Source organism: Streptomyces doebereineriae (genome assembly GCF_031845645.1).
Taxonomy (GTDB): Bacteria; Actinomycetota; Actinomycetes; order Streptomycetales; family Streptomycetaceae; genus Streptomyces; species Streptomyces canus.
The window spans coordinates 162,037-180,975 of the sequence record NZ_JAVREZ010000018.1 but is presented as its reverse complement, the minus strand read 5'-3'; the positions used below and the strand labels follow the sequence as shown (position 1 = coordinate 180,975).

Here is an 18,939-nt window from a genome sequence, read left to right as displayed (position 1 = left end):
CCATGGCAGCGCGACCCAGAACCGACGACTCCGGCGGCGGCACGCACACGCTGGGGCTCCTCTACCCGCCCGCCGGCCGCCTCCGTGACTACACCACCATGCAGCTCTCCTTCGTGGGCGGGGTGGCCGAGGCCGCGGCCCAGCAGGGCTACGACCTGCTGCTCGCCCCCGCCGGCACCCATGACGACCCCTCTTTCCTGCGGATGATCGACGACCGGCGGGTGGCCGGCGTGATCGTCATGGAGATCCGCCGGGAGGACGACCGCGTCGAGCGCCTGGCCGAGGCGGGCTTCCCCTTCGTGGCCATCGGCCGCAACCACCGGGCCGACGTGGCCGGCTGGGTCGACCTGGACTTCGCCGGCCTGGCCGGCGGCTGCGTCCAGCACCTCGCCGACCTCGGTCACCGCAGAATCGCCTTCGTCAACCGGTCCGAGCAGCTCTTCAGCAGCGGCTACGGCTTCGCGCGGCTCGGGGACGAGGGCTACACCGAGATGATGAAGAAACTGCTGCTCACCCCGCACGCCTACCTCTGCGGCGACGACCTCGCCTCGGGAGAGGAGGTCGTGGAGCGGATCCTGAGCGAGGACCCGGCGACGACGTCGCTGGTCACCATGAACGAAGCGGCCCTGGAAGGCGTCTACCGCGGACTCACCCGGCACGGCCTCAGCGTGCCGCGCGACTTCTCTGTCGTCGGCGTCGCGGCCAGTCCCTGGGCCGAACAGGTGAACCCGCCCCTGACCGCCGCCGAGATACCCGCCAAGGAGATGAGCGGGGTCGCCGTCGACCTGATGATGCGGCGGCTGCGCTCACCGGACTCGCCTCCCCGGCACGTCCTGCTGAAGCCGCTGATCACCCTGCGCGGCAGCACGGGACGCTGCCGGCCGGTGCCGGGCTCGGAACCCGAGAATGAACTCCCTGATTTCCCCGATTTGGACCTGGACTTCTGATACGTCCGTTTCTGTGACCCGATCACCGAACCCTGGGAGCAGAACATGTCGTACCCCCTCGACCGCCGCGGTTTTCTCCGCGCCTCGGGCGCGACAGCGGCCGCTGCCGCCCTCGGCGCAGGCGCGGCTCTGACCTCCTGCAGCTCGGACACGTCGGGCCCGGTGACCCTCACCTGGTGGGACTACTTCACTCTGGACAACTTCCAGCCCGGAATGAACCGCCTGATCAAGGACATCGAGGCCGGCGTCCCGGACGTGCGGATCGAGCGGCGGACCTTCCCGTTCGCGGAGCTGGACCGGCAGATCACCCTGGGCGCGATCTCCGGTGACCTGCCCGACCTCGCCATCGTCGACAACGTCGCCATGAACACCCTCGGGGGCAGCCATCTGCTGGCCGACCTCACCGCCAGAGTGGAGAAATGGGGCCAGGCCGACCAGTACTACAAGGGGCCCTGGGAAGGCTGCCAGGTGGGCGGAAAGACTCTGGGAATCCCCAACAACAGCAACTGCCTCGCCCTCTACTGCAACACCCGCATGCTCAAGTCCGCCGGCGTCGAACCCCCCACCACCTGGGACGAACTGGCCTCCACCGCCCAGAAACTCACCAGCGGCGACCGCTACGGCCTGGCGCTGAGCGCGATCAAGACCGAGGAAGGTGTCTTCCAGTTCCTGCCCTTCCTCTGGCAGGCGGGCGGCGACCTGGACACCTTCAGCACGTACGGCGCCACCGCGCTCACCTTCCTCGACGAACTGATCGCCAAGGGTTCCCTGTCCGAACAGTGCGTGGGCTGGACCCAGCAGGACGTCAACACCCGCTTCCTCAACCAGCGCGCCGCGATGCAGATCAACGGCCCGTGGCAGATCCCCACCCTGAAGAAGGCCGACTTCGACTGGAACGTCGTCGCCCTGCCCCGCGACAAGGAGGCCGCCACCTGCCTGGGCGGGGAGAACTGGGTCGTGATGGCGAACAGCAAGCACGTGGACAAGGCGTGGGAGGTCCTGGAGTACACGCAGCGCCCCTCGGTCCTGGTGCCGTACCTGGTGGCCTTCGGTGAACTCCCTGCCCGCAAGGACCTCGCCGACCGGGGCAGCTGGGCCTCGGACCCGGCCCTGCGGCTCTTCCTCAGCCAGCTGCCCCTGGCCCGGCCGCGCCAGTACGGCGCCCACTACGCCGAGGCCTCGCAGGCTGTCGCGGAGGCGGAGCAGGCCGTGCTCACCGGATCCGCGTCCCCGTCCGCCGCTGCGAGGACCGCGGCCGGGAAGATCGACAAAGCTCTGAGCGAGCAATGAACCAGCCCTCCGCGCGCCGCCGCCGCACCGGCTACCTCTTCTGCCTGCCGGGCATGGCCTTCCTCGCCCTCTTCCTGGCCTACCCGCTCCTCTACAACGTGTGGACGTCCGTCCACGACGTCGACCTGGGCCAACTCCTCGGCGGGGCCGAGCGGTTCAACGGGCTCGACAACTACCGTGCCGTGGCCGACGACCCGGGCTTCTGGCACTCCGTGCGCCTCTCCCTGGTCTTCACCCTCGCCTCGCTGCTGCTCCAGTTCACGATCGGCTTCGCCCTGGCCCTGCTCTTCGCCCGCCCGTTTCCCCTCAACGGCCTGCTGCGTTCCCTCCTGCTGGTCGCCTGGCTGCTGCCCCCGGTGGTCAGCGGCACCCTCTTCCGCTGGATGCTGGACGCGGAGTCCGGCGCCTACAACGCCCTGCTCCAAGCCGTCGGCCTGAGCGGTCTCTCCCACGACTGGCTCACCGACCCGTCCACCTCGATGGCGGGGGTGGTCTTCGCCAACGTCTGGGTCGGCGTGCCCTTCAACATGCTGCTGCTCCTGGTCGGACTGCACACCGTCGACCCCGAACTCCACGAGGCCGCCGCCATCGACGGAGCGAGCGCCTGGCAGCGCTTCCGCCACATCACCCTCCCGCTGATGCGGCCCGTCTCGGTGACCGTCCTCCTCCTCGGCCTTCTCTACACCTTCAAGGTCTTCGACCTCGTCTTCGTGATGACAGGCGGCGGCCCCGTCGACGCCACCCGCGTGCTCTCCCTCTACGTCTACGAGGTGTTCTTCACGTTCTTCCGGTTCGGCCAGGGAGCCGCGGCCGGCCTGCTGCTGCTCGTCGTACCCCTGCTGGCGGGTGTCTGGTACGTACGACGGCTGCGGCGCGAGGACGAGGCGCAGGCGGGAGGCGCCGCATGAGATCACCGCGCCACCCCTGGCTGTTGACCGCGACCGCCACGCTCATCACCGCCGCCTTCCTGCTGCCGGTGTACTGGATGGTGAAGACCGGCCTCACCCGGCCGGACCGCATCCAGACGCCGGACCCGCAGTGGGCACCCAGCCCCGTCACCGGCGAGAACTACTCGACCGCCCTGGGGTACGAGGGCCTGACCCGGGCCCTGCTCAACAGTCTGGTCATCTCCTGCGGGGTGGTCGCGCTCACGCTGCTTCTCGGCGTCCCGCTGGCCTACGCCCTCGCCCGCGTCCGGATGCGGGGCTCGGGCGCGATGGTGCTCGCCCTCCTCGTCGCCCAGCTCCCGCCCGCCATCGTGCTGGCGGCCCCGCTGTTCATCCTCGAACGCCGGGCCGGTCTCACCGACACCTACCTGGGCCTCATCGCCGCCGACACCACGCTCACGCTGCCCTTCACGGTGATCGTGCTGCGTCCCGTGATGCGCAGCGTGTCCCCGGAGCTGGAGGAGGCGGCCCTGGTCGACGGCTGCGGACTGCCCGGTGTGCTGCTGCGAGTCGTCCTGCCGCTCATGGTGCCCGGTGTGGTCGCGGCGGCCGGACTGTCCTTCCTGATCGGCTGGGGAGAGTTCCTGTTCGGGCTCACGCTTGCCGAGGGGCCCGGCGTCCAGCCCGTCACCGTCCTGCTCAACGCCTTCATCGGGCAGCACGGGACGTCGTGGGGCGCCCTGATGGCCACCGCCACCCTCATCAGCATCCCGGTGGTCTGCGTCTTCGCCCTCTTCCAGCGTTTCATCGTCGGCGGGCTCACCGCGGGCAGCGTGAGGGGCTGAACGCCATGCATCCCCGTGACCGCGCGCCCTGGGTGGCACCGCCCCCACCCCTGGTCCCGGCCGCGCCGGATCCCTTGGCCGGCGCTTCCGTCGCCGCCGCGGACAAGGACGGCGTGACCCTCGACGTACGTACCGCGGCCGGACGTACCGGCATCCTCCGGCTGCGCCCCGCGACGGGCAACTGCCTACGGATCACGCTGCGGTTGGACGGCGTACCGATGGCCCCTCGGGTGTCCGTCGTCACCGCGCCGACGGACACCCGCTGCACGGTCGAGCAGTCACCGGACGCCTTCACCCTGCACCTCGAGTCGCTGTGTCTCGAAGCCCGTCTGACGCCGTTCGCAATGGAGTTGACGGATCGTCACCTACGACAGGCGACCGACGTGAGCGACCCCAGCGGCCGCAGGACCGTCCTGCCCCTCGGCGTCACCGAACTCGCGGACGGCCGACTCGCCTACCACGACAGCTGGTTCGCCGAACCCGACGAGCACTTCTACGGCCTCGGAGAGCGCTTCACCGGCCCCGACCTGCGCGGCCAACGCGTCGACTGCTGGGTCGAGGACGCCCAGGGCTCGACCGGCACCCGCTCCTACAAGGCCGTCCCGTTCCTGCTCTCCAGCCGGGGCTACGCCATCCTCGTGGACACCACGACCGCGGCCTCCTTCGACCTCGCGCACAGCAACACCGGCGCCTGGTCGCTGACCGTCCCCGACGAGGAACTCGACTACTACCTGATCACCGGCACCCCCGCCGAGTGCCTGCGCACCTACCACGACCTGACAGGCCCCGCCCTGTTGCCCCCGGACTGGGCCTTCGGCCCCTGGATCTCCGGCGGATTCCGCCCGGACAGCGCGGCCGAAGTACGCGAACGAGCCCGCCGTATCCGCGAACTCGACTTCCCCTGCGACGTGTTGCACATCGACACCTACTGGCAGCGGCCCGGCTGCTGGTCGGACATGGAGTGGGACACCGAGGCGTTCCCGGACCCCCGCGGGCTCATGACCCACCTGGCCGGACAGGGCTTCCACGTCTCGCTCTGGATGAACCCGTACATCAGCGTCGACAGCCCGTACTTCGCCGAGGCGGACCGCAACGGCTGGTTCCTGCACTCCCCTTCGGGCACCACCTGGACCGGTCAGCTCTGGGGCGGGGCACACCCGGACTCGGCCGTCCTCGACCTGACCCATCCCGGCGCCGTCGACTGGTTCCAGGAGCGCGTCCGCCAGGTCCTGGCCACCGGAGTCTCGGTCCTGAAGACCGACTTCGGTGAGGCGGTTCCCGCGGAGGCGGTGGCATACGACGGCATGACCGGCGACCGGCTGCACAACCTCTACCCCCTGCTCTTCAACGACCTGGTCGCCGAGGTCACCCAGGAGACCGCGGGCCACGGCCTGACCTGGGGCCGCTCCACCTGGACCGGCGGCCAGCGACACGGCGCCAAGTGGACCGGCGACTCCAACGCGAGCTGGCAGGACCTGGCGTCGACCCTGCGCGCGGGCCTCTCGCTCTCCTTCTCAGGTCACCCCTTCTGGAGCCACGACATCGGCGGCTTCCATGGCGCACCGGATCCCGAACTCTTCGTCCGCTGGGCGCAGTTCGGCCTGCTGTCACCCCTCAGCCGGTTCCACGGCATGACCTCCCGGCTGCCCTGGGACTTCGGCGAGGAGGCGTACACGGCCGTCCTGCACGCGGCCCGGCTGCGCACGAGCCTGCTGCCGTACGTCCGCCGTGCCGCCGCCGACGCGGTCCGCAGTGGGGAACCGCTCGCCCGCCCCATGGCCCTGGACCACGCCGACCGCCCGGACGCCCACGCGGCCGACCTCCAGTACCTGCTGGGCCCCGACCTGCTGGTCGCCCCCTTGTACGCGCCCGGTGGACGCAGACAGGTGTGGTTCCCGCCGGGGGAGTGGCTGCCGTACGCGGGCTCCGGAGGGCCGATCACCGGCCCTGCCTGGCGTCGGGTCCGCATCCCCCTCACCGCCGCCCCGCTCTGGCTACGGGCCGGGGCGCACGTTCCGTGAGCAAGAGGTCGCACACCGCCCCGGCGGCGTGCGCCGACTGTCCGGGGCGCTTCCGAGGTGGGACTCTGGGACGGGAGAGGCATCCGCCGAGGGGACTCGGGAGGGCCCGATGGGACGTGACGTGCCGGCCCTGGTGTTCACGCGGGAGGACCGCCGACGGTACCGGGACAAGATGCACACCTGCCTGGACGTCCTCGCGCAGATGCTGCGCGAGTCCGGCTTCGAGAGTGAGCGGCCGCAGGTGGGGCTGGAGATCGAGCTCAACCTGGTGGGCGAGGACGGCCTCCCGGCGATGCGGAACACCGAGGTGCTCCAGGCGATCGCCGACCCCGCCTGGTCCAGCGAGCTGGGCCGCTTCAACCTGGAGATCAACATTCCGCCGCGCCGGCTCCTGTCCGGCGGGCCCGGCTCCTGGGAGCAGGAGATCCGTGACGCCCTCAACCACGCCGAGGAACGCGCCTCGGCCGTCGGCGCGCACCTGATCATGGTGGGCATCCTGCCGACGCTGGGCGAGGCGGACGTCGGCGAGGCCGCCCTGTCGGGAGATCCGCGCTACCGGCTGCTCAACGAGCAGATCTTCGCGGCGCGCGGTGAGGACCTGCGCATCAAGGTGGAGGGCGTGGACCGCCTCGCGATGTACGCCGACGCGATCACTCCCGAGGCCGCCTGCACCAGCACGCAGTTCCATCTCCAGGTCGCCCCCAAGGAGTTCGCGGACTACTGGAACGCGGCACAGGCCGTCGCGGGCGTGCAGATCGCCCTCGCGGCCAACTCGCCCTTCCTCTTCGGCAAGGAGCTGTGGCGCGAGACCCGCATCCCGCTCTTCGAGCAGGCCACCGACACCCGCCCCCAGGAGATCAAGGCACAAGGCGTACGGCCCCGGGTGTGGTTCGGGGAACGGTGGATCACCAGCGTCTTCGATCTCTTCGAGGAGAACGTGCGCTATTTCCCCGCGCTCCTGCCGATCTGCGACGACGAGGACCCGCAGGAAGCACTGGACAGCGGCGGTGTTCCGGAACTCGGCGAACTGACCCTGCACAACGGCACGATCTACCGCTGGAACCGCCCGGTCTACGCCGTCACCGACAGCGGCCCGCATCTGCGCATCGAGAACCGGGTCCTGCCCGCCGGGCCCACGGTGGCCGACATCATCGCCAACGGCGCCTTCTACTACGGCCTGACGCGCGCCCTGGTCGACGAGGACCGGCCGGTGTGGACGCGCATGTCCTTCTCGGTCGCCGAGGAGAACCTGCACACCGCCGCCCGTGACGGCATCGACGCCCGCCTGTACTGGCCGGGAGCGGGCGAAGTGCCGGTCACGGAACTGGTCTTGCGACGACTGCTGCCCCTGGCCCACCGGGGCCTGGAGCTGGCCGGCATGGACGCTCAGTGGCGTGAGCCCCTGCTCGGCGTCATCGAGCAGCGCTGCGTCACCGCCCGCAACGGCGCCCTGTGGCAGGCGGAGACGGTCCACCACCTGGAGAAGGCAGGCGCGGGCGACCGTCATGAGGCGCTGCGGCGGATGACGACGGCATACATGGACTACATGCACCTCAACGCACCCGTGCACACCTGGCCCGTGGACTGATCACCGCCATTCCTGGGGAGGCGTCAGCGGCACCGGAACAGGCCGCTCCACCGACGTCGACAGCTCGATCCGCCGCCCCTCGGCCGACGAACGCAGCAGGGCGGTCATCGTCTCCAGTACATGCAGGGCGAGTTCACCGCTCGCGCGCGGTGCCCGCGGTCCGTCGGCGGCGACGAAGTCGAGCAGACCGACGCCCCGGGCGGCGCCGACGTAGCCCGCGGACGGCAACAGCGTGCGCCACCCCTTCTCGCCCTCGCCGAGTTCGAGGAGCCGTACCTCGCCGTCGAAGTTGTTCGGATCCGGGACCGTGAGAGTGCCCCTCTCGCCGTGGACCTCGATCGGCGCGGCCGTGGCGGCCACGCCGTCGAAGCTCGTCGTGATCGTCGTCAGGACCCCGCCCTCGTGTTCGAGGACCCCGGAGACATGGCTGTCCACTTCGACCGGTATCCGCTCGCCCGTACGCGGGCCGGACCCGATGACCCGCTCGGTGCGGAGCCGGCTGGACGCACCGATCACGGCACGCACCGGACCCAGCAGATGCACCAGGGCGGACAGGTAGTACGGCCCCATGTCCAGCAGGGGGCCGCCACCGGCGGTGTAGTAGAAGTCCGGGTGGGGATGCCACCGTTCGTGGCCGGGGGTGACCATGACGGCCGAGGCGAACATCGGGCGGCCGACGGCCCCGGCCTCCACCGCCGCCCGTGCCGTCTGGACGCCGGTGCCCAGGACCGTGTCCGGCGCGCATCCCACTGCGACCGCCGCCTTCGCCGCGGACTCCAGGACGGTGCGGGCGTCGGTGAGTTCGGCGGCCAGTGGTTTCTCGCCGTAGACGTGCTTGCCGTGGCCGATGGCACCGAGGGCGATCTCGGCGTGCGCCGCGGGGACGGTGAGGTTCAGCACCGTGTCGACGTCCGGGCTGCTCAGCAGTTCCTCGACGGACAGCGCCTGCACTCCCGGCAGTTCGGCGGCGACGGCGGCCGACCGGGAGGCGTCCAGGTCGGCGACGGCGGTGACGCGCACGGCGCGGTGGCCGACGAGCGTGTCCAGGTAGGCGCGGGAGATGACGCCGAGACCTACGACGCCGATGCGGTGCGCGTCGCCCACAGCATGCCCCTCTCGATGACGGTACGGACGTTGGGGTTCTCGAGGACGTCGAGGTTGTGCCCGGGTGTCGTCACCACGACACGTCCCGCTCCCCACTGACGGGTCCAGACCGCCGGGGAGGTGACCGGCCGGTGCCAGGGCTGCCACGGCTGTGCCGGGTGGGTGGTGGTGGCCAGGACGTCGATCAGGTCGTCGTGGAGCACCCAGTACTGCTCGGTGTGCAGCTCGAAGTCCTCGATGCCCGCGGTGACGGGGTGTTCGCGGCCGAGCTCGGTGAGGGTGACGGTGTGCGGCAGGAAGTTGTCCTCCTCGCCGCCCCGCCGCTCGCACGGTTCCTTGCCCGGGTGGGTTGCGAACTGGCCGCCCACCAGATGGAGGTAGTCGGAGGAGGCACGGAACGAGTCGGCGATTCCGCCGTGCCAGCCGGTGAAGCCGGTACCGGCCACGACGGCGGTGCTCAGACCCGAGACCTGCTCGGCGGTGATCTCCGACATGGTCACGCACTGCACGACGAGGTCGGTGGCGGCCATCTCGGCGCTGTCGGCGTAGACATCGGTCGACTCCTCGACCCGGACGTCGTAGCCACTGCTCTCCAGGAAGGGCAGGAACAGCTCCGTGGCCTTGACCGGCTGATGTCCCTCCCAGCCGCCTCGGACCACCAGTGCTTTCTTACGCGTCATCTTGTTCCTTTGTCGGGCAGGACAGGTTCCTGGAGGAGATCCCCCGGACGGGCCGGAAGAAATCCACGTTCCGCGTGCCGGGATTTCGCCAACTTCGGTATTGGTATGGACCTGTCAATAATCAGCGGCTAGGCTCTCCCGAGCCACACTGAGAGCGCTCTCAGAGAACTCTGCTGTTCCACCCCCACCCCCGTTGGAACGACGAAGGGCAATCTCCATGAGACGCACCAGAATCATGCGCGCGGGCCTGGCCGTGCTGCTCCTGCTCGGTGTCGGAGCGACCGTGGGCACGGTCCCCGCCACCGCCGACGAGAAGCAGCCCGCCTCGGCCGGACTCCTCACGGCGATGCAGCGGGACTTCCACCTCACGAAGGCCGAAGCCGAGGCAAGGCTCGCCGCCGAGCGGCGGGCCACCGCTCTGGAGTCCAAGCTCCGCCGGACCGCGGGTACTTCGTACGGCGGCTCCTGGTTCGACGCCGCCGAGGGGACGCTGACCGTCGCCGTCACCCCCGACACCCCCGCCACCGCCCTCCGCGAGATACGCGCCACCGGTGCCACGGTCCGCACCGTCACCCACAGTGCCCGCGAACTCGCCGCCACCCAGGCCCGGATCGACAAAGTCCCCGCGCCGGACGCCGTCAGCAGCTGGCACGTCGACCCGAAGGCCAGCACGGTGGTGGTGAACGTCGTCAGCGGCCGACAGGGTGACAACGATGTCCGGAAGTTCGTCGCCCGCGCCCGGAAGGCGGGTCCCGTCACCGTGCGGGAGGTGGCGACCGCGCCGACCACGTTCGCCGCGGGAACCGTCGGCGGCGACCCCTACTACACCGGCAACGTCCGCTGTTCCATCGGCTTCTCGGTGTACGGCGGCTTCGTCACCGCCGGCCACTGCGACCAGCACACCGGCAGCGTCTACGGCTGGGACCGCAGTTACGTCGGCAACTTCCAGGGCTCGTCCTTCCCCGACAACGACTACGCCTGGGTCAACGTGGGCAGCGGCTGGTGGACCGTCCCCGTGGTGCTCGGCTGGGGCACCGTCTCCGACCAGCTCGTGCGCGGGTCGAACGTGGCGCCCGTCGGCTCCTCGATCTGCCGCTCGGGATCGACCACCCATTGGCACTGCGGCACGGTTCTCGCGATGAACGAGACCGTCAACTACAGCCAGGGCGCCGTGCACCAGATGACCAAGACCAGCGTCTGCGCCGAACCCGGCGACTCCGGCGGCTCGTTCATCAGCGGCGACCAGGCCCAGGGCGTGACCTCCGGTGGCTGGGGCAACTGCTCCAGCGGCGGCGAGACCTGGTTCCAGCCCGTCAACGAGATCCTCAACCGGTACGGCCTGACCCTGCACACCGCCTGATCGCAGGTGGGGGCCCGGCCTTCGGGCAGGGCCCCCACCCACCTTCGCTCAGGTGACGTCGGCCACCGAGAAGATCCCCGACCCGCTGACCCCGTACAGCACATCGCCCACCAGCAGCGGCGGCACCGAACTCGGCGACAGTTCCTCGAAGGAGCGGCCCGTGGTGTCGAAGGACGGATTGGTACGGCCGATCTCCTTCCCGGTCCTCGGATCGAGGGCCACGATGCTGGTGTCCGGCATCGTGACGTACAACCGGCCCGCGTGATACGCCGGTTCGCTGAAGACGCGCAGGTCGCGCGAGCTGGACCACAGCGGCTTGCCCTTCTTCACGTCGAATGCGAGCAGGGTCTCGTTGCCGTAGTCGAAGATGTACATGGTGTCGCCCTGCACCAGCGGCGGTGCCTCGGGCTCCACGCTCCACGGGAAGTCGATCCGGCGGGTCTTGCCGCTGCTGAGATCCTGGACGAAGAAGGCGGCGGACACGCCGGAGTCGTCCTCCCAACGCGCGTAGTACGCCGTGCCGTCGTGGACCGTCGCCAGCCACAGGTCGCCCTTCGGGGCGTCCACACTGCCCAGCGTCCTGCCGGTCCGCACGTCGAGGCGGGCGATACCGCCTTCGCCACCGCGCAGATCGGCGTAGAGCGTGTCCCCCGGGCCTTCGTAGAAGGGGCTCGACGAGGTGGAGGTCAGCTCACGCCGCCACAACTCCTTGCCCGTGCGCGGCTCGTAGGCCGCATAGCGGGCCGTGTCGGAAGGGCCGAGCTCGTCCAGGCGCACGAGAAGCACCCCACCCAGAGCCTCGAACTGGCCGAGCGGTCCCTTCAGCCGCCACAGCCGCTCGCCGGTCTTTCCGTCGTAGGCGTCGACGCCCTGCGAGCGGTCCGCGCTGTAGACGAACACCACACCGTCACGGACGACGGGCTCGCGCATCGAGAAGCTGCTGACCTGCTTGCGGCTCATGGACTTCGTCCACTCGACGTTCCCCGTCGCCGGGTTCAGGCGCATCAGGGCGACCTGTTCGGAGGCGCAGAAGACGCCGAGTGCGTCCGGAGTGCACGAGGCGCCGACGCCCCTCGGCTGGTCCTTCCCGCCCGACCCCAGCGCGTTGTGCCAGGGCCTCCAGCCCGCCGGTGCCGTCCCACTGGGCGTCGTCCGCGGAGCGAGAGCGTCGAACGCGTCGACCGTACTCGCCGGCTCGTCCCCCACCACGGCGACCGCGGCCGCCCCTGCCCCGCCGAGGAGCGCCAGGACGGCGACGGCGGCCCACAGTTTCCTCCCGCGGCGCTTCCGCCGGACCGGCCCCTCGTGACCGAGCGGCGAGGTCACCACGTCCGTCGTCCGGATCTCCGGGCCGCGGGAGACCTCCTCGGCCGGTCTCCCGTCGGACAGTTCCTCCGGCAGACCCGCCAGCCGCTCCAGGACCTCGCTCGACGTCGGCCGGTCCGCGGGCTCCTTCGCCAGGCAGCGCGAGACCAACGGGCGCAGCTGCTCGGGCAGTTCACCCAGCCGCGGCTCGCCGTGCACGGTGTTGTACGCGGCCAGATAGGCGTTCTCCGCCTCGAAGGGGCTGTGCCCGGTGGCCGCGTACACGAGCACCGCGCCGAGCGAGAAGACGTCGACCGCGGAGCCGACCTCGTGCGGGCGGCTGAACTGTTCCGGTGCCATGAAGGGCGGCGAGCCCATCACCATGCCGGTCTGGGTGCGGACATCGCTGTCGGCCGCGCGCGAGATGCCGAAGTCGATGACGCGTACGGCCCCGTCGTCGCCCTCGCTCTCCAGCAGCAGCACATTGCTCGGCTTGAGGTCCCGGTGCACGACCTCCGCGCGGTGGATCTCCCGCAGGGCCTCGGCGAGTTCGGTGCCGAGGCGGCGCAGCGCGGGCCAGTCCAGCGGTCCCGACTCGTCGACGCGCTCCGCGAGCGTACGGCCCGGCACGAACGCCGTGGCCATCCAGGGCCGTTCCGCCTCCGGGTCCGCGTCCACGACCGGTGCCGTGAACGCGCCGCTGACCCGGCGCGCGGCGGCGATCTCCTGCCGGAACCTGGCCCGGAACTCGGGGTTGTCGGCATACCGGGTGTGGACCACCTTGACGGCGACGGCCCGTCCCGAGGCCGATCGGCCGAGATAGACGACACCCATGCCGCCGGTCCCGATCCGCGATTCGATCCGGTAGCCGCCGACAGACTCCGGATCGTTCTCGCGCAGGGTCACCGCGTCTCCTTCACCGCTTCTGGCCAGGACGGCTGCGGTCCGGACTCTTCTGACAGGGACCCCTCACTCTAGAGGGGCGCCGGTCCGCGAGGGACATGGATCTCGGCCTTGCCGACCGGCCGAACCCCGCGGCATCACGGTTCTCAGGGGGAAAGCGAGGGGTCGATCCCGGCACCTGGCCCTATTCTGAGGAGGCATGAAGGGGGCTCGGGGCGGGAGTGCGTTCGGTGAAGTACCGGAATCCGAGGGATCGTTCGGTCCGCTGGTTGTCGCCGGACAGCCGATGTACCTGAGGGCGGCGCACGTCGACCTCCCCGCGGAGAACCCCGATCCGACGGTGCTGCCCACGATCACGCTGCTGGGACGCGGCTGGGACCCCGGCGGTGATCCGGGGGAACTTCCGCTGCCTCCCGGGCAGTTGCTCGCGGGCCAGTACCGGCTGATCCGGCCCCTCGGCTACGGCGGCATGGGCGAGGTCTATCTCGCGCTCGACACCAAGGTCGACAACCGCGAGGTCGCCATCAAGATCCTGCACCCGCAGCAGGCGGCGGCCGCGGCGGGTGCGCTGGCCCGGGAGCGGCGGGCCCTTGTCGACCTCGGCCACGACGACATCATCCGGGTCTTCAACTACGGTCACCATCCCGAGGTCGGTGACTTCCTCGTCCTCCAGTACGTGGACGGGCTCACGCTGGAGGAGGTGCGGGCGCGGGCCGGACTGAACCCCGGGGAGTTCGGCGGCCACCGCTTCCACGAGTTCGTGCTCGCCTACGGTGTGCGGATCCTGTCCGCCCTCGCGTATCTGCACGCCGACCGGCCCGGCAAGGTCTACGGCGATCTGAAGCCGGACAACGTCATGCACGACGGCACCACGACGAAGATCATCGACGTGGGCAGCGTACGCCCGGTCGGGGCGCCGGGCATGACCACGAAGGGCTTCAGCGCACCGACCGTGGGACCGCACGGCGAGTCCAGGGAACAGGACGACCTCTTCAGCCTGGGGGAGACCCTGCGGCGGCTGAGCGGCCTCGGCAGGTCGGCGGCGGATCTTGCGCGGCTGGGGGATCTCGGGACGCTGGGTGGGACGTCGGGGGCGGATGCCGCGAGCGCGTCGGCCGCCGAGGCGGCACGGGCCGCCGGGGAAGCCTCGGCCGCGAGCGCCGAGGCACGGGCCGCCGGGGAGGCGTTGGCCGCGGGCCGGACACAGGGCGTCCAGGGGGCTCTGGCCACTGGGGGGACGCCGGGTGCCGCTCGGGCATTGGGCGATGAGGGGGCGCTGGGCGTCGGGGAGACAGCGGGCCCGGGTCGGGTGTCGGGCGTCGTCCGGACGGCTGGGGCCGAGGAGGCGTTGGGTGTTGAGGGGGCGCTGGGCGTCGGTGGGGCAGCGGGCGGGGGTCGGGTGTCGGGCGTCGTCCGGACGGCTGGGGCCGAGGAGGCGTCGGGTGTCGAGGGGGCTTTGGGTGCTACCCGGGCCTCGGGTGTCGAGGGGGTGCTGGGCGTCGGTGGGGCAGCGGATGGGGGTCAGGGCTCAGGCGCTGAGGTGGCGTCGGGTGTCGAGGGGGCCTCGGGTGCTGCCCGGGGATCGGGTGTCGAGGGGGTGCTGGGCGTCGGTGGGACGGCGGGCGGGGGTCAGGCCTCGGGCGCTGAGGTGGCGTCGGGTGTCGAGGGGATCTCGGAAGGCGGGGAGGCGTCGGGTGTCGCCCGGGCATCGGGCTCCGAGGGTGCGCTTGAGGTCGGCGGGACACCAGGTTTCGTCCAGACGTCAAGGGTCGGGGAGACCTCGGGTGGCGGGGAGACACCGGGCGTTGCTCAGCGATCAGGCGCCGGGGACAAGTCGGGTGCCGATGAGACGTCGGACGGCACGCAGAGGTCGGGCGGCGTCGTCCAGGGATCGGGCGGCGAGGGGGCACCGGGCGCCGGTGAGACAGCGGGTGTCGCCCGGGCATTGGACGCAGAAGGGGCACCGGACGGCGGTGAGACAGCGGGTGTGCCCCGGACGTCAGGTGTCGTTCAGGGATCGGGCGGCGAGAGCGCACTGGGCGGCGGTGAGACAGCCGACGTGGCCCGCACGTCGGGAGTCGAAGGCGCGCCGGACGTCGGCAACCTGGCCGTCCCCGGGGCGGCGCGCGCGGGGGAGTCGCGGCCCGAAGTCCTGTCGGTGGGCGGTGATGGACCGTCTGTCCAAGTGTCGCCGCCGGCCAGGGCGTCGTGGGCACCCGGTGACGCCACCGCCCCCGTGCCCCATGGCCTCGGCCTGCTCTCCCTCGCCCGTGTCCTGCACCGCGCGACCTTGAGCGAGCCCGCCGGACGGTTCGCCGACGCGCGTGAGATGGACCAGCAATTACGCGGCGTGTTCCGTGAGTTGAGGTCGCTGCGCACCGGCACCGAGACCTTCGAGCCCTCGCCGCTCTTCCTCCAGTCCCCGTACGCCCTCGACGGCGCTCTCGGCTCCGCGCCACCCCTCGCCCACTGGGCCGCCCCCGACGCCCCGTCCCCGTTCGCCCCGCCCACTCCCACCGAGGTCGCCCAGCGCCTGCCCGTCCCGCGCCCCGACCCGCGCGACGAGCACCACGCCGAGCTGAGCAGGCTCGCCGACGCCGCCCCGGAGGCCCTGCTCCAGCACATCGGCGACTGGCGGGACTCCACGGAGGTCCATCTGCTGCGCTGTCGGCTGCGGTTGCGGAACCCGGCCGACGGACCCGACGCCGCCGAACGGGAACTGGCGGCGGCCGAGGCACGGATCGGCCCCCGCCGCGCCCCGTACGACTGGCGGCTGGACTGGCACCACGGCCTGCTCGCGCTCGCCCGGGAGCAAGTAGCCGCGGCCCGGCGGCACTTCGACCGGGTGTACGCGGCGATCCCCGGCGAGTACGCCCCAAAGCTGGCCCTCGGCCACTGCGCGGAACGCCTCGGACGCCGGCACGAGGCCCTGACGTTCTACGAGGCGGTCGGGCTGCGTAACCCCTCCCTGGGCGGCGCGGCCTTCGGCGCCGCGCGGGCCCGCCTCGCGCTCGGCGGCGAAACGGCGCGCGAGGAGGCCGTACGCGAACTCGACGCCGTACCGCAGCACTCGCGGCACCGGACCGCCGCGCGTACCGCGGCCGTGCGGATCGGTATCGAGTACGTGCGCACGGGCGAGTGCGACGACCGGGCGCCGCAGCGGTTGGACGAGGTGCTGAGGCGCCTGGCTCTGCTCTTCCACGCGCACGGCCTGACCGATGAGGAGGCCAGGGTCCGGATGACCGTCGAGGCCTGGGAGGCCGTACAGGGCGCCCTCGCGCGCGGTGCCCTCGACGCGGCAGGCCTCGCGGCGCTGTCCGCCGGCGCAGACCCCCGGCTCGGCCTACCGCCCGACGAACACGGCCTGCGGGAGGACCTCTCCCGCCGCTATGTCACCCTCGCCCACCAGGCCGCCCGCTCCACCGCCCCCGAGGACGCGGCGGTGGCCGAAATCCTCCTGGACCGCGCCTACGAGGTCCGCCCGCTCGCCTTCCGACACCACAGGGACAGCCCATGGCTCGGCAAGAGAGTCGCCCACTGGCTCCGGACGGTCGCTTACGCGCCCTCGCACAGGACACCCTCCGCCTCACGCGGGCAGTCGCCGCCGTAACCACCGAACTCGCCCGCCGTATCCTCCGGTACGCCTGGCCCTCCACCGCGGGCCACCGCAACCGCGCCTACCTGCGGGACCGGCTCCTCGCGCTGCCGCTGCTGGCCGTGGTGGCCTTCGGGGCGCTGGGCTGGGCCTACGCGGGCGTGCGTGGCGACTCCGCGTACATCCGGGAACGCGCGGCGCCCGCGCTGGTAGACCTCGCGGACGCCCGGGCCTCGCTGCTCATCGCGCAGGGCGAGGCCCAGCGGAACCTCGACGAGGGGCGCGCGGCGGAACTCAGCGGGCTCAGCGAGCGGTACCGGACCCGGATCGCCCGCGCCACGCAGAGCCTGAACCAGGTCACCCGCAGCGGAGCCCTCACTGTCGCCGAGGAACAGGAACTGCGGGTCGTGTCCGCGCTGGTCGTCGACTACACCAGCTGGATCGGCCGGGCCCAGGGCCATGCCACCGATCCGGTCCTGCGCGATGCCGACTTCACCTACGCGCGCAGCATGCTCTGCTCGCAGGCCCTCGCCCCGACCACCGAGAACCCCTATCCGGCCTGCCCGGCCGCCACCGGCTCCGCCGCGACCTCGATCGTCGACCGGGTGACCGGCCTGGAGGGGCGGCTGCGCGCGCGGCTCGCCGACCGGGCCGCCTGGGGCGCGGGCACGATCACCGCGGCGGTGATCGCCGCGCTAGCCTTCACCCTGCTCGCCGCCGGGCTGTGGCGGACGATGTCCTTCCTGCGGCGCCGCTTCCGGATCCGGCTGAGCATCCCGCTCGCGGCCGCCGCCCTGCCGCTGCTCGCGGTACCGTTCCTGACGGCCGACGCCCTGCTCGCCCTGGACGCCCAGCACGAGACCGTCCCGGTCGCGGACGCGCTGGCCGAACGGACCTCCCCGAAGACGGAGACGGTCGCCGAGGAACGCCCCTTCGCCGGACCGGACCCGCAGGCCATCGAGACGCTCCAGGCCAGGATCGACGACGGACTCGCCGACGGGCGGCTCGCCTTCCTCGACGGCATCGCCCCGTTCGTGTTCCCCGCGGGCCTGACCGCCGCGGCCGTGATCGCCGGCGCCCTGCACGCCTACCGCCGCGAATACCTCGTCGTCACCCGCCCGGGAGCCGTCGCATGAGCCGTCTCCTGCGCGTCCTTCTCGCGGCCTGTCTGCTCGCACTCGTCCCCGGCTGCGGGTCGGACACCCGCGACCCGCTGGTCGTCCTCGGCCCCTGGACCGGCGAGGAGGGCAGGGCTTTTGAAGCGGTCCTCGACAAACTGGACGACGGGACCGGGCGGACGTACACCTACGAGGGCACCCGCTCACTCCGCGAGACGCTCGTCTCGCAGCTGGAGGCCGACGACCCGCCGGACGTGGCGGTCCTCAACAGCATGGGCGAACTCACCGAGTACGCCCGCCGCGGCAAGCTGAAGCCCCTCGCCGAGGCGAGTGCCGAGCGTGCCTACTCGCCCTGGTCGCCGATCATGCTGGTGAACCACCTGCGGCGCGTGTACTGGGTGCCGCTGAAGGTCGACCTCAAGAGCCTCGTGTGGAGCAAAAGGGGCGCCCCGAGCGAACGGCCCACCTGGTGCGTGGGTCTCGCCTCACAGGCCACCTCCGGCTGGCCCGGCACCGACTGGATCGAGGACCTGGTGCTCCATCAGGCGGGCCCCGGCCTCTACACCGAATGGGCCACGGGCCGCCTGGACTGGCGCGACCCGGCCGTCGAGCGGGCCTGGACCAGCTGGGCGCGGCTGCTCGGCAAGCGCTCCCCGGCGTCGGTCGAGCGGTCCCTGACCACGTCGTTCGAGGGTGTGTCCGACCCGCGGGGAGACCCGCGCGGCCTGCTCGACTCGCCCGGCTTCGACTGCACGCACGAGCACCAGAGCGCCTTCATCCGGTACGTCTACGCGGGCGATGACGTGACCGTGGAACCGTCGGCCCGCTATCTGGACGGACAGTCCGCGTTCCGGGACGTCTTCGAGGTCGCGGGCGACATGGCCGCCGTGTTCAGCGACGACCCGGACGCCCAGGAACTCGTGGAGCGGCTCTCGAGCCCGGCCGGACGGAAGCTCTGGCGGGCGGAGGCGGAGCCCGCGGTACGGCCGCTGTTCCCGGACTCGGCCGGACTGTCGCCGCCGGTCTCCGCGACCCCGGTCGAGCGGGAGATCGACTCCCTGCTCACCACCCGCGCCCGCACCCTCTGCTTCGACGCCTCCGACGTCATGCCGCCCGAACTCCGGGACGCCTTCCACCGCGCGGTCCTGGAGTTCTTCCGTGACCCGACCCAGCGGCAACTCGATTCGCTGCTGGAGCAGTTGGAGACCGTACGCGTGCAGGTCAACATGGACGCCGGCACCGACCGCACGTTCCGCCCACCGCAGAACATCTGCGATTGAGCCGCCCACCCCGGCC

13 protein-coding genes are annotated in these 18,939 nt (G+C 71.5%); 10 read left to right on the top strand and 3 right to left on the bottom strand.

The window, feature by feature from the left end:
• Positions 1-2 precede the first annotated feature (2 nt).
• From RNB18_RS38950 to RNB18_RS38925, 6 genes are all read left to right on the top strand, one after another.
• Positions 3-947, top strand: coding sequence for a LacI family DNA-binding transcriptional regulator (locus RNB18_RS38950; protein ID WP_311718810.1), 945 nt, complete (start codon positions 3-5; stop codon positions 945-947).
• A 45-nt stretch (positions 948-992) separates the two neighbouring features.
• Complete coding sequence (locus RNB18_RS38945) at positions 993-2,237, top strand: sugar ABC transporter substrate-binding protein (RefSeq protein ID WP_311718809.1); 1,245 nt, start codon at positions 993-995, stop codon at positions 2,235-2,237.
• Positions 2,234-3,145 carry a carbohydrate ABC transporter permease gene (locus RNB18_RS38940; RefSeq protein ID WP_311718808.1) on the top strand — a complete coding sequence of 304 codons (912 nt, stop codon included), beginning with the start codon at positions 2,234-2,236 and terminating at the stop codon, positions 3,143-3,145. The genes RNB18_RS38945 and RNB18_RS38940 overlap by 4 nt, the downstream gene beginning before the upstream one ends.
• Positions 3,142-3,969, top strand: coding sequence for a carbohydrate ABC transporter permease (locus RNB18_RS38935; protein ID WP_311718807.1), 828 nt, complete (start codon positions 3,142-3,144; stop codon positions 3,967-3,969). Before RNB18_RS38940 ends, RNB18_RS38935 begins: the two co-directional genes overlap by 4 nt.
• A gap of 5 nt (positions 3,970-3,974) precedes the next feature.
• A complete protein-coding gene (locus RNB18_RS38930) occupies positions 3,975-5,990 on the top strand; it encodes a glycoside hydrolase family 31 protein (protein WP_311718806.1) in 2,016 nt (671 codons plus the stop codon).
• Positions 5,991-6,099: 109 nt separating this feature from the next.
• Complete coding sequence (locus RNB18_RS38925) at positions 6,100-7,578, top strand: glutamate--cysteine ligase (RefSeq protein ID WP_311718805.1); 1,479 nt, start codon at positions 6,100-6,102, stop codon at positions 7,576-7,578.
• On the opposite strand, the gene RNB18_RS38920 is transcribed toward RNB18_RS38925, so the two are convergent.
• Positions 7,579-8,682 carry a Gfo/Idh/MocA family protein gene (locus tag RNB18_RS38920; RefSeq protein WP_311718804.1) on the bottom strand — a complete coding sequence of 368 codons (1,104 nt, stop codon included), beginning with the start codon at positions 8,680-8,682 and terminating at the stop codon, positions 7,579-7,581.
• Positions 8,652-9,362, bottom strand: a complete 711-nt coding sequence (locus RNB18_RS38915; RefSeq protein ID WP_311718803.1) for a ThuA domain-containing protein — start codon at positions 9,360-9,362, stop codon at positions 8,652-8,654. The genes RNB18_RS38920 and RNB18_RS38915 overlap by 31 nt, the downstream gene beginning before the upstream one ends.
• 217 nt (positions 9,363-9,579) lie before the next feature.
• Here RNB18_RS38915 and RNB18_RS38910 point away from each other — a divergent pair, with 217 nt between their 5' ends.
• Complete coding sequence (locus RNB18_RS38910; protein WP_311718802.1) at positions 9,580-10,722, top strand: S1 family peptidase; 1,143 nt, start codon at positions 9,580-9,582, stop codon at positions 10,720-10,722.
• A 48-nt stretch (positions 10,723-10,770) separates the two neighbouring features.
• Here the strand turns inward: RNB18_RS38910 and RNB18_RS38905 are convergent, their stop codons facing one another.
• Positions 10,771-12,933, bottom strand: a complete 2,163-nt coding sequence (locus RNB18_RS38905) for a serine/threonine-protein kinase (RefSeq protein WP_311718801.1) — start codon at positions 12,931-12,933, stop codon at positions 10,771-10,773.
• A gap of 196 nt (positions 12,934-13,129) precedes the next feature.
• Here RNB18_RS38905 and RNB18_RS38900 point away from each other — a divergent pair, with 196 nt between their 5' ends.
• Genes RNB18_RS38900 through RNB18_RS38890 form a run of 3 tightly spaced genes read left to right on the top strand, consistent with a single transcriptional unit; the run spans position 13,130 to position 18,923 of the window.
• Positions 13,130-16,540, top strand: coding sequence for a tetratricopeptide repeat protein (locus RNB18_RS38900; RefSeq protein ID WP_311718800.1), 3,411 nt, complete (start codon positions 13,130-13,132; stop codon positions 16,538-16,540).
• Entirely contained in the window at positions 16,444-17,661 is a 1,218-nt protein-coding gene (locus RNB18_RS38895; protein WP_311718799.1) for a hypothetical protein, read from the top strand. Before RNB18_RS38900 ends, RNB18_RS38895 begins: the two co-directional genes overlap by 97 nt.
• Complete coding sequence (locus RNB18_RS38890) at positions 17,658-18,923, top strand: alpha-glucoside ABC transporter substrate-binding protein (protein WP_311718798.1); 1,266 nt, start codon at positions 17,658-17,660, stop codon at positions 18,921-18,923. The genes RNB18_RS38895 and RNB18_RS38890 overlap by 4 nt, the downstream gene beginning before the upstream one ends.
• Positions 18,924-18,939 lie beyond the last annotated feature (16 nt).

What these genes read in the sequence shown, in the direction of transcription:
- RNB18_RS38950 (WP_311718810.1), top strand. Translation starts at nt 3, where the DNA reads ATGGCAGCGCGACCCAGAACCGACGACTCCGGCGGCGGCACGCACACG.
- RNB18_RS38945 (WP_311718809.1), top strand. Translation starts at nt 993, where the DNA reads ATGTCGTACCCCCTCGACCGCCGCGGTTTTCTCCGCGCCTCGGGCGCG.
- RNB18_RS38940 (WP_311718808.1), top strand. Translation starts at nt 2,234, where the DNA reads ATGAACCAGCCCTCCGCGCGCCGCCGCCGCACCGGCTACCTCTTCTGC.
- RNB18_RS38935 (WP_311718807.1), top strand. Translation starts at nt 3,142, where the DNA reads ATGAGATCACCGCGCCACCCCTGGCTGTTGACCGCGACCGCCACGCTC.
- RNB18_RS38930 (WP_311718806.1), top strand. Translation starts at nt 3,975, where the DNA reads ATGCATCCCCGTGACCGCGCGCCCTGGGTGGCACCGCCCCCACCCCTG.
- RNB18_RS38925 (WP_311718805.1), top strand. Translation starts at nt 6,100, where the DNA reads ATGGGACGTGACGTGCCGGCCCTGGTGTTCACGCGGGAGGACCGCCGA.
- RNB18_RS38915 (WP_311718803.1), bottom strand. Translation starts at nt 9,362, where the DNA reads ATGACGCGTAAGAAAGCACTGGTGGTCCGAGGCGGCTGGGAGGGACAT.
- RNB18_RS38910 (WP_311718802.1), top strand. Translation starts at nt 9,580, where the DNA reads ATGAGACGCACCAGAATCATGCGCGCGGGCCTGGCCGTGCTGCTCCTG.
- RNB18_RS38900 (WP_311718800.1), top strand. Translation starts at nt 13,130, where the DNA reads ATGAAGGGGGCTCGGGGCGGGAGTGCGTTCGGTGAAGTACCGGAATCC.
- RNB18_RS38895 (WP_311718799.1), top strand. Translation starts at nt 16,444, where the DNA reads ATGGCTCGGCAAGAGAGTCGCCCACTGGCTCCGGACGGTCGCTTACGC.
- RNB18_RS38890 (WP_311718798.1), top strand. Translation starts at nt 17,658, where the DNA reads ATGAGCCGTCTCCTGCGCGTCCTTCTCGCGGCCTGTCTGCTCGCACTC.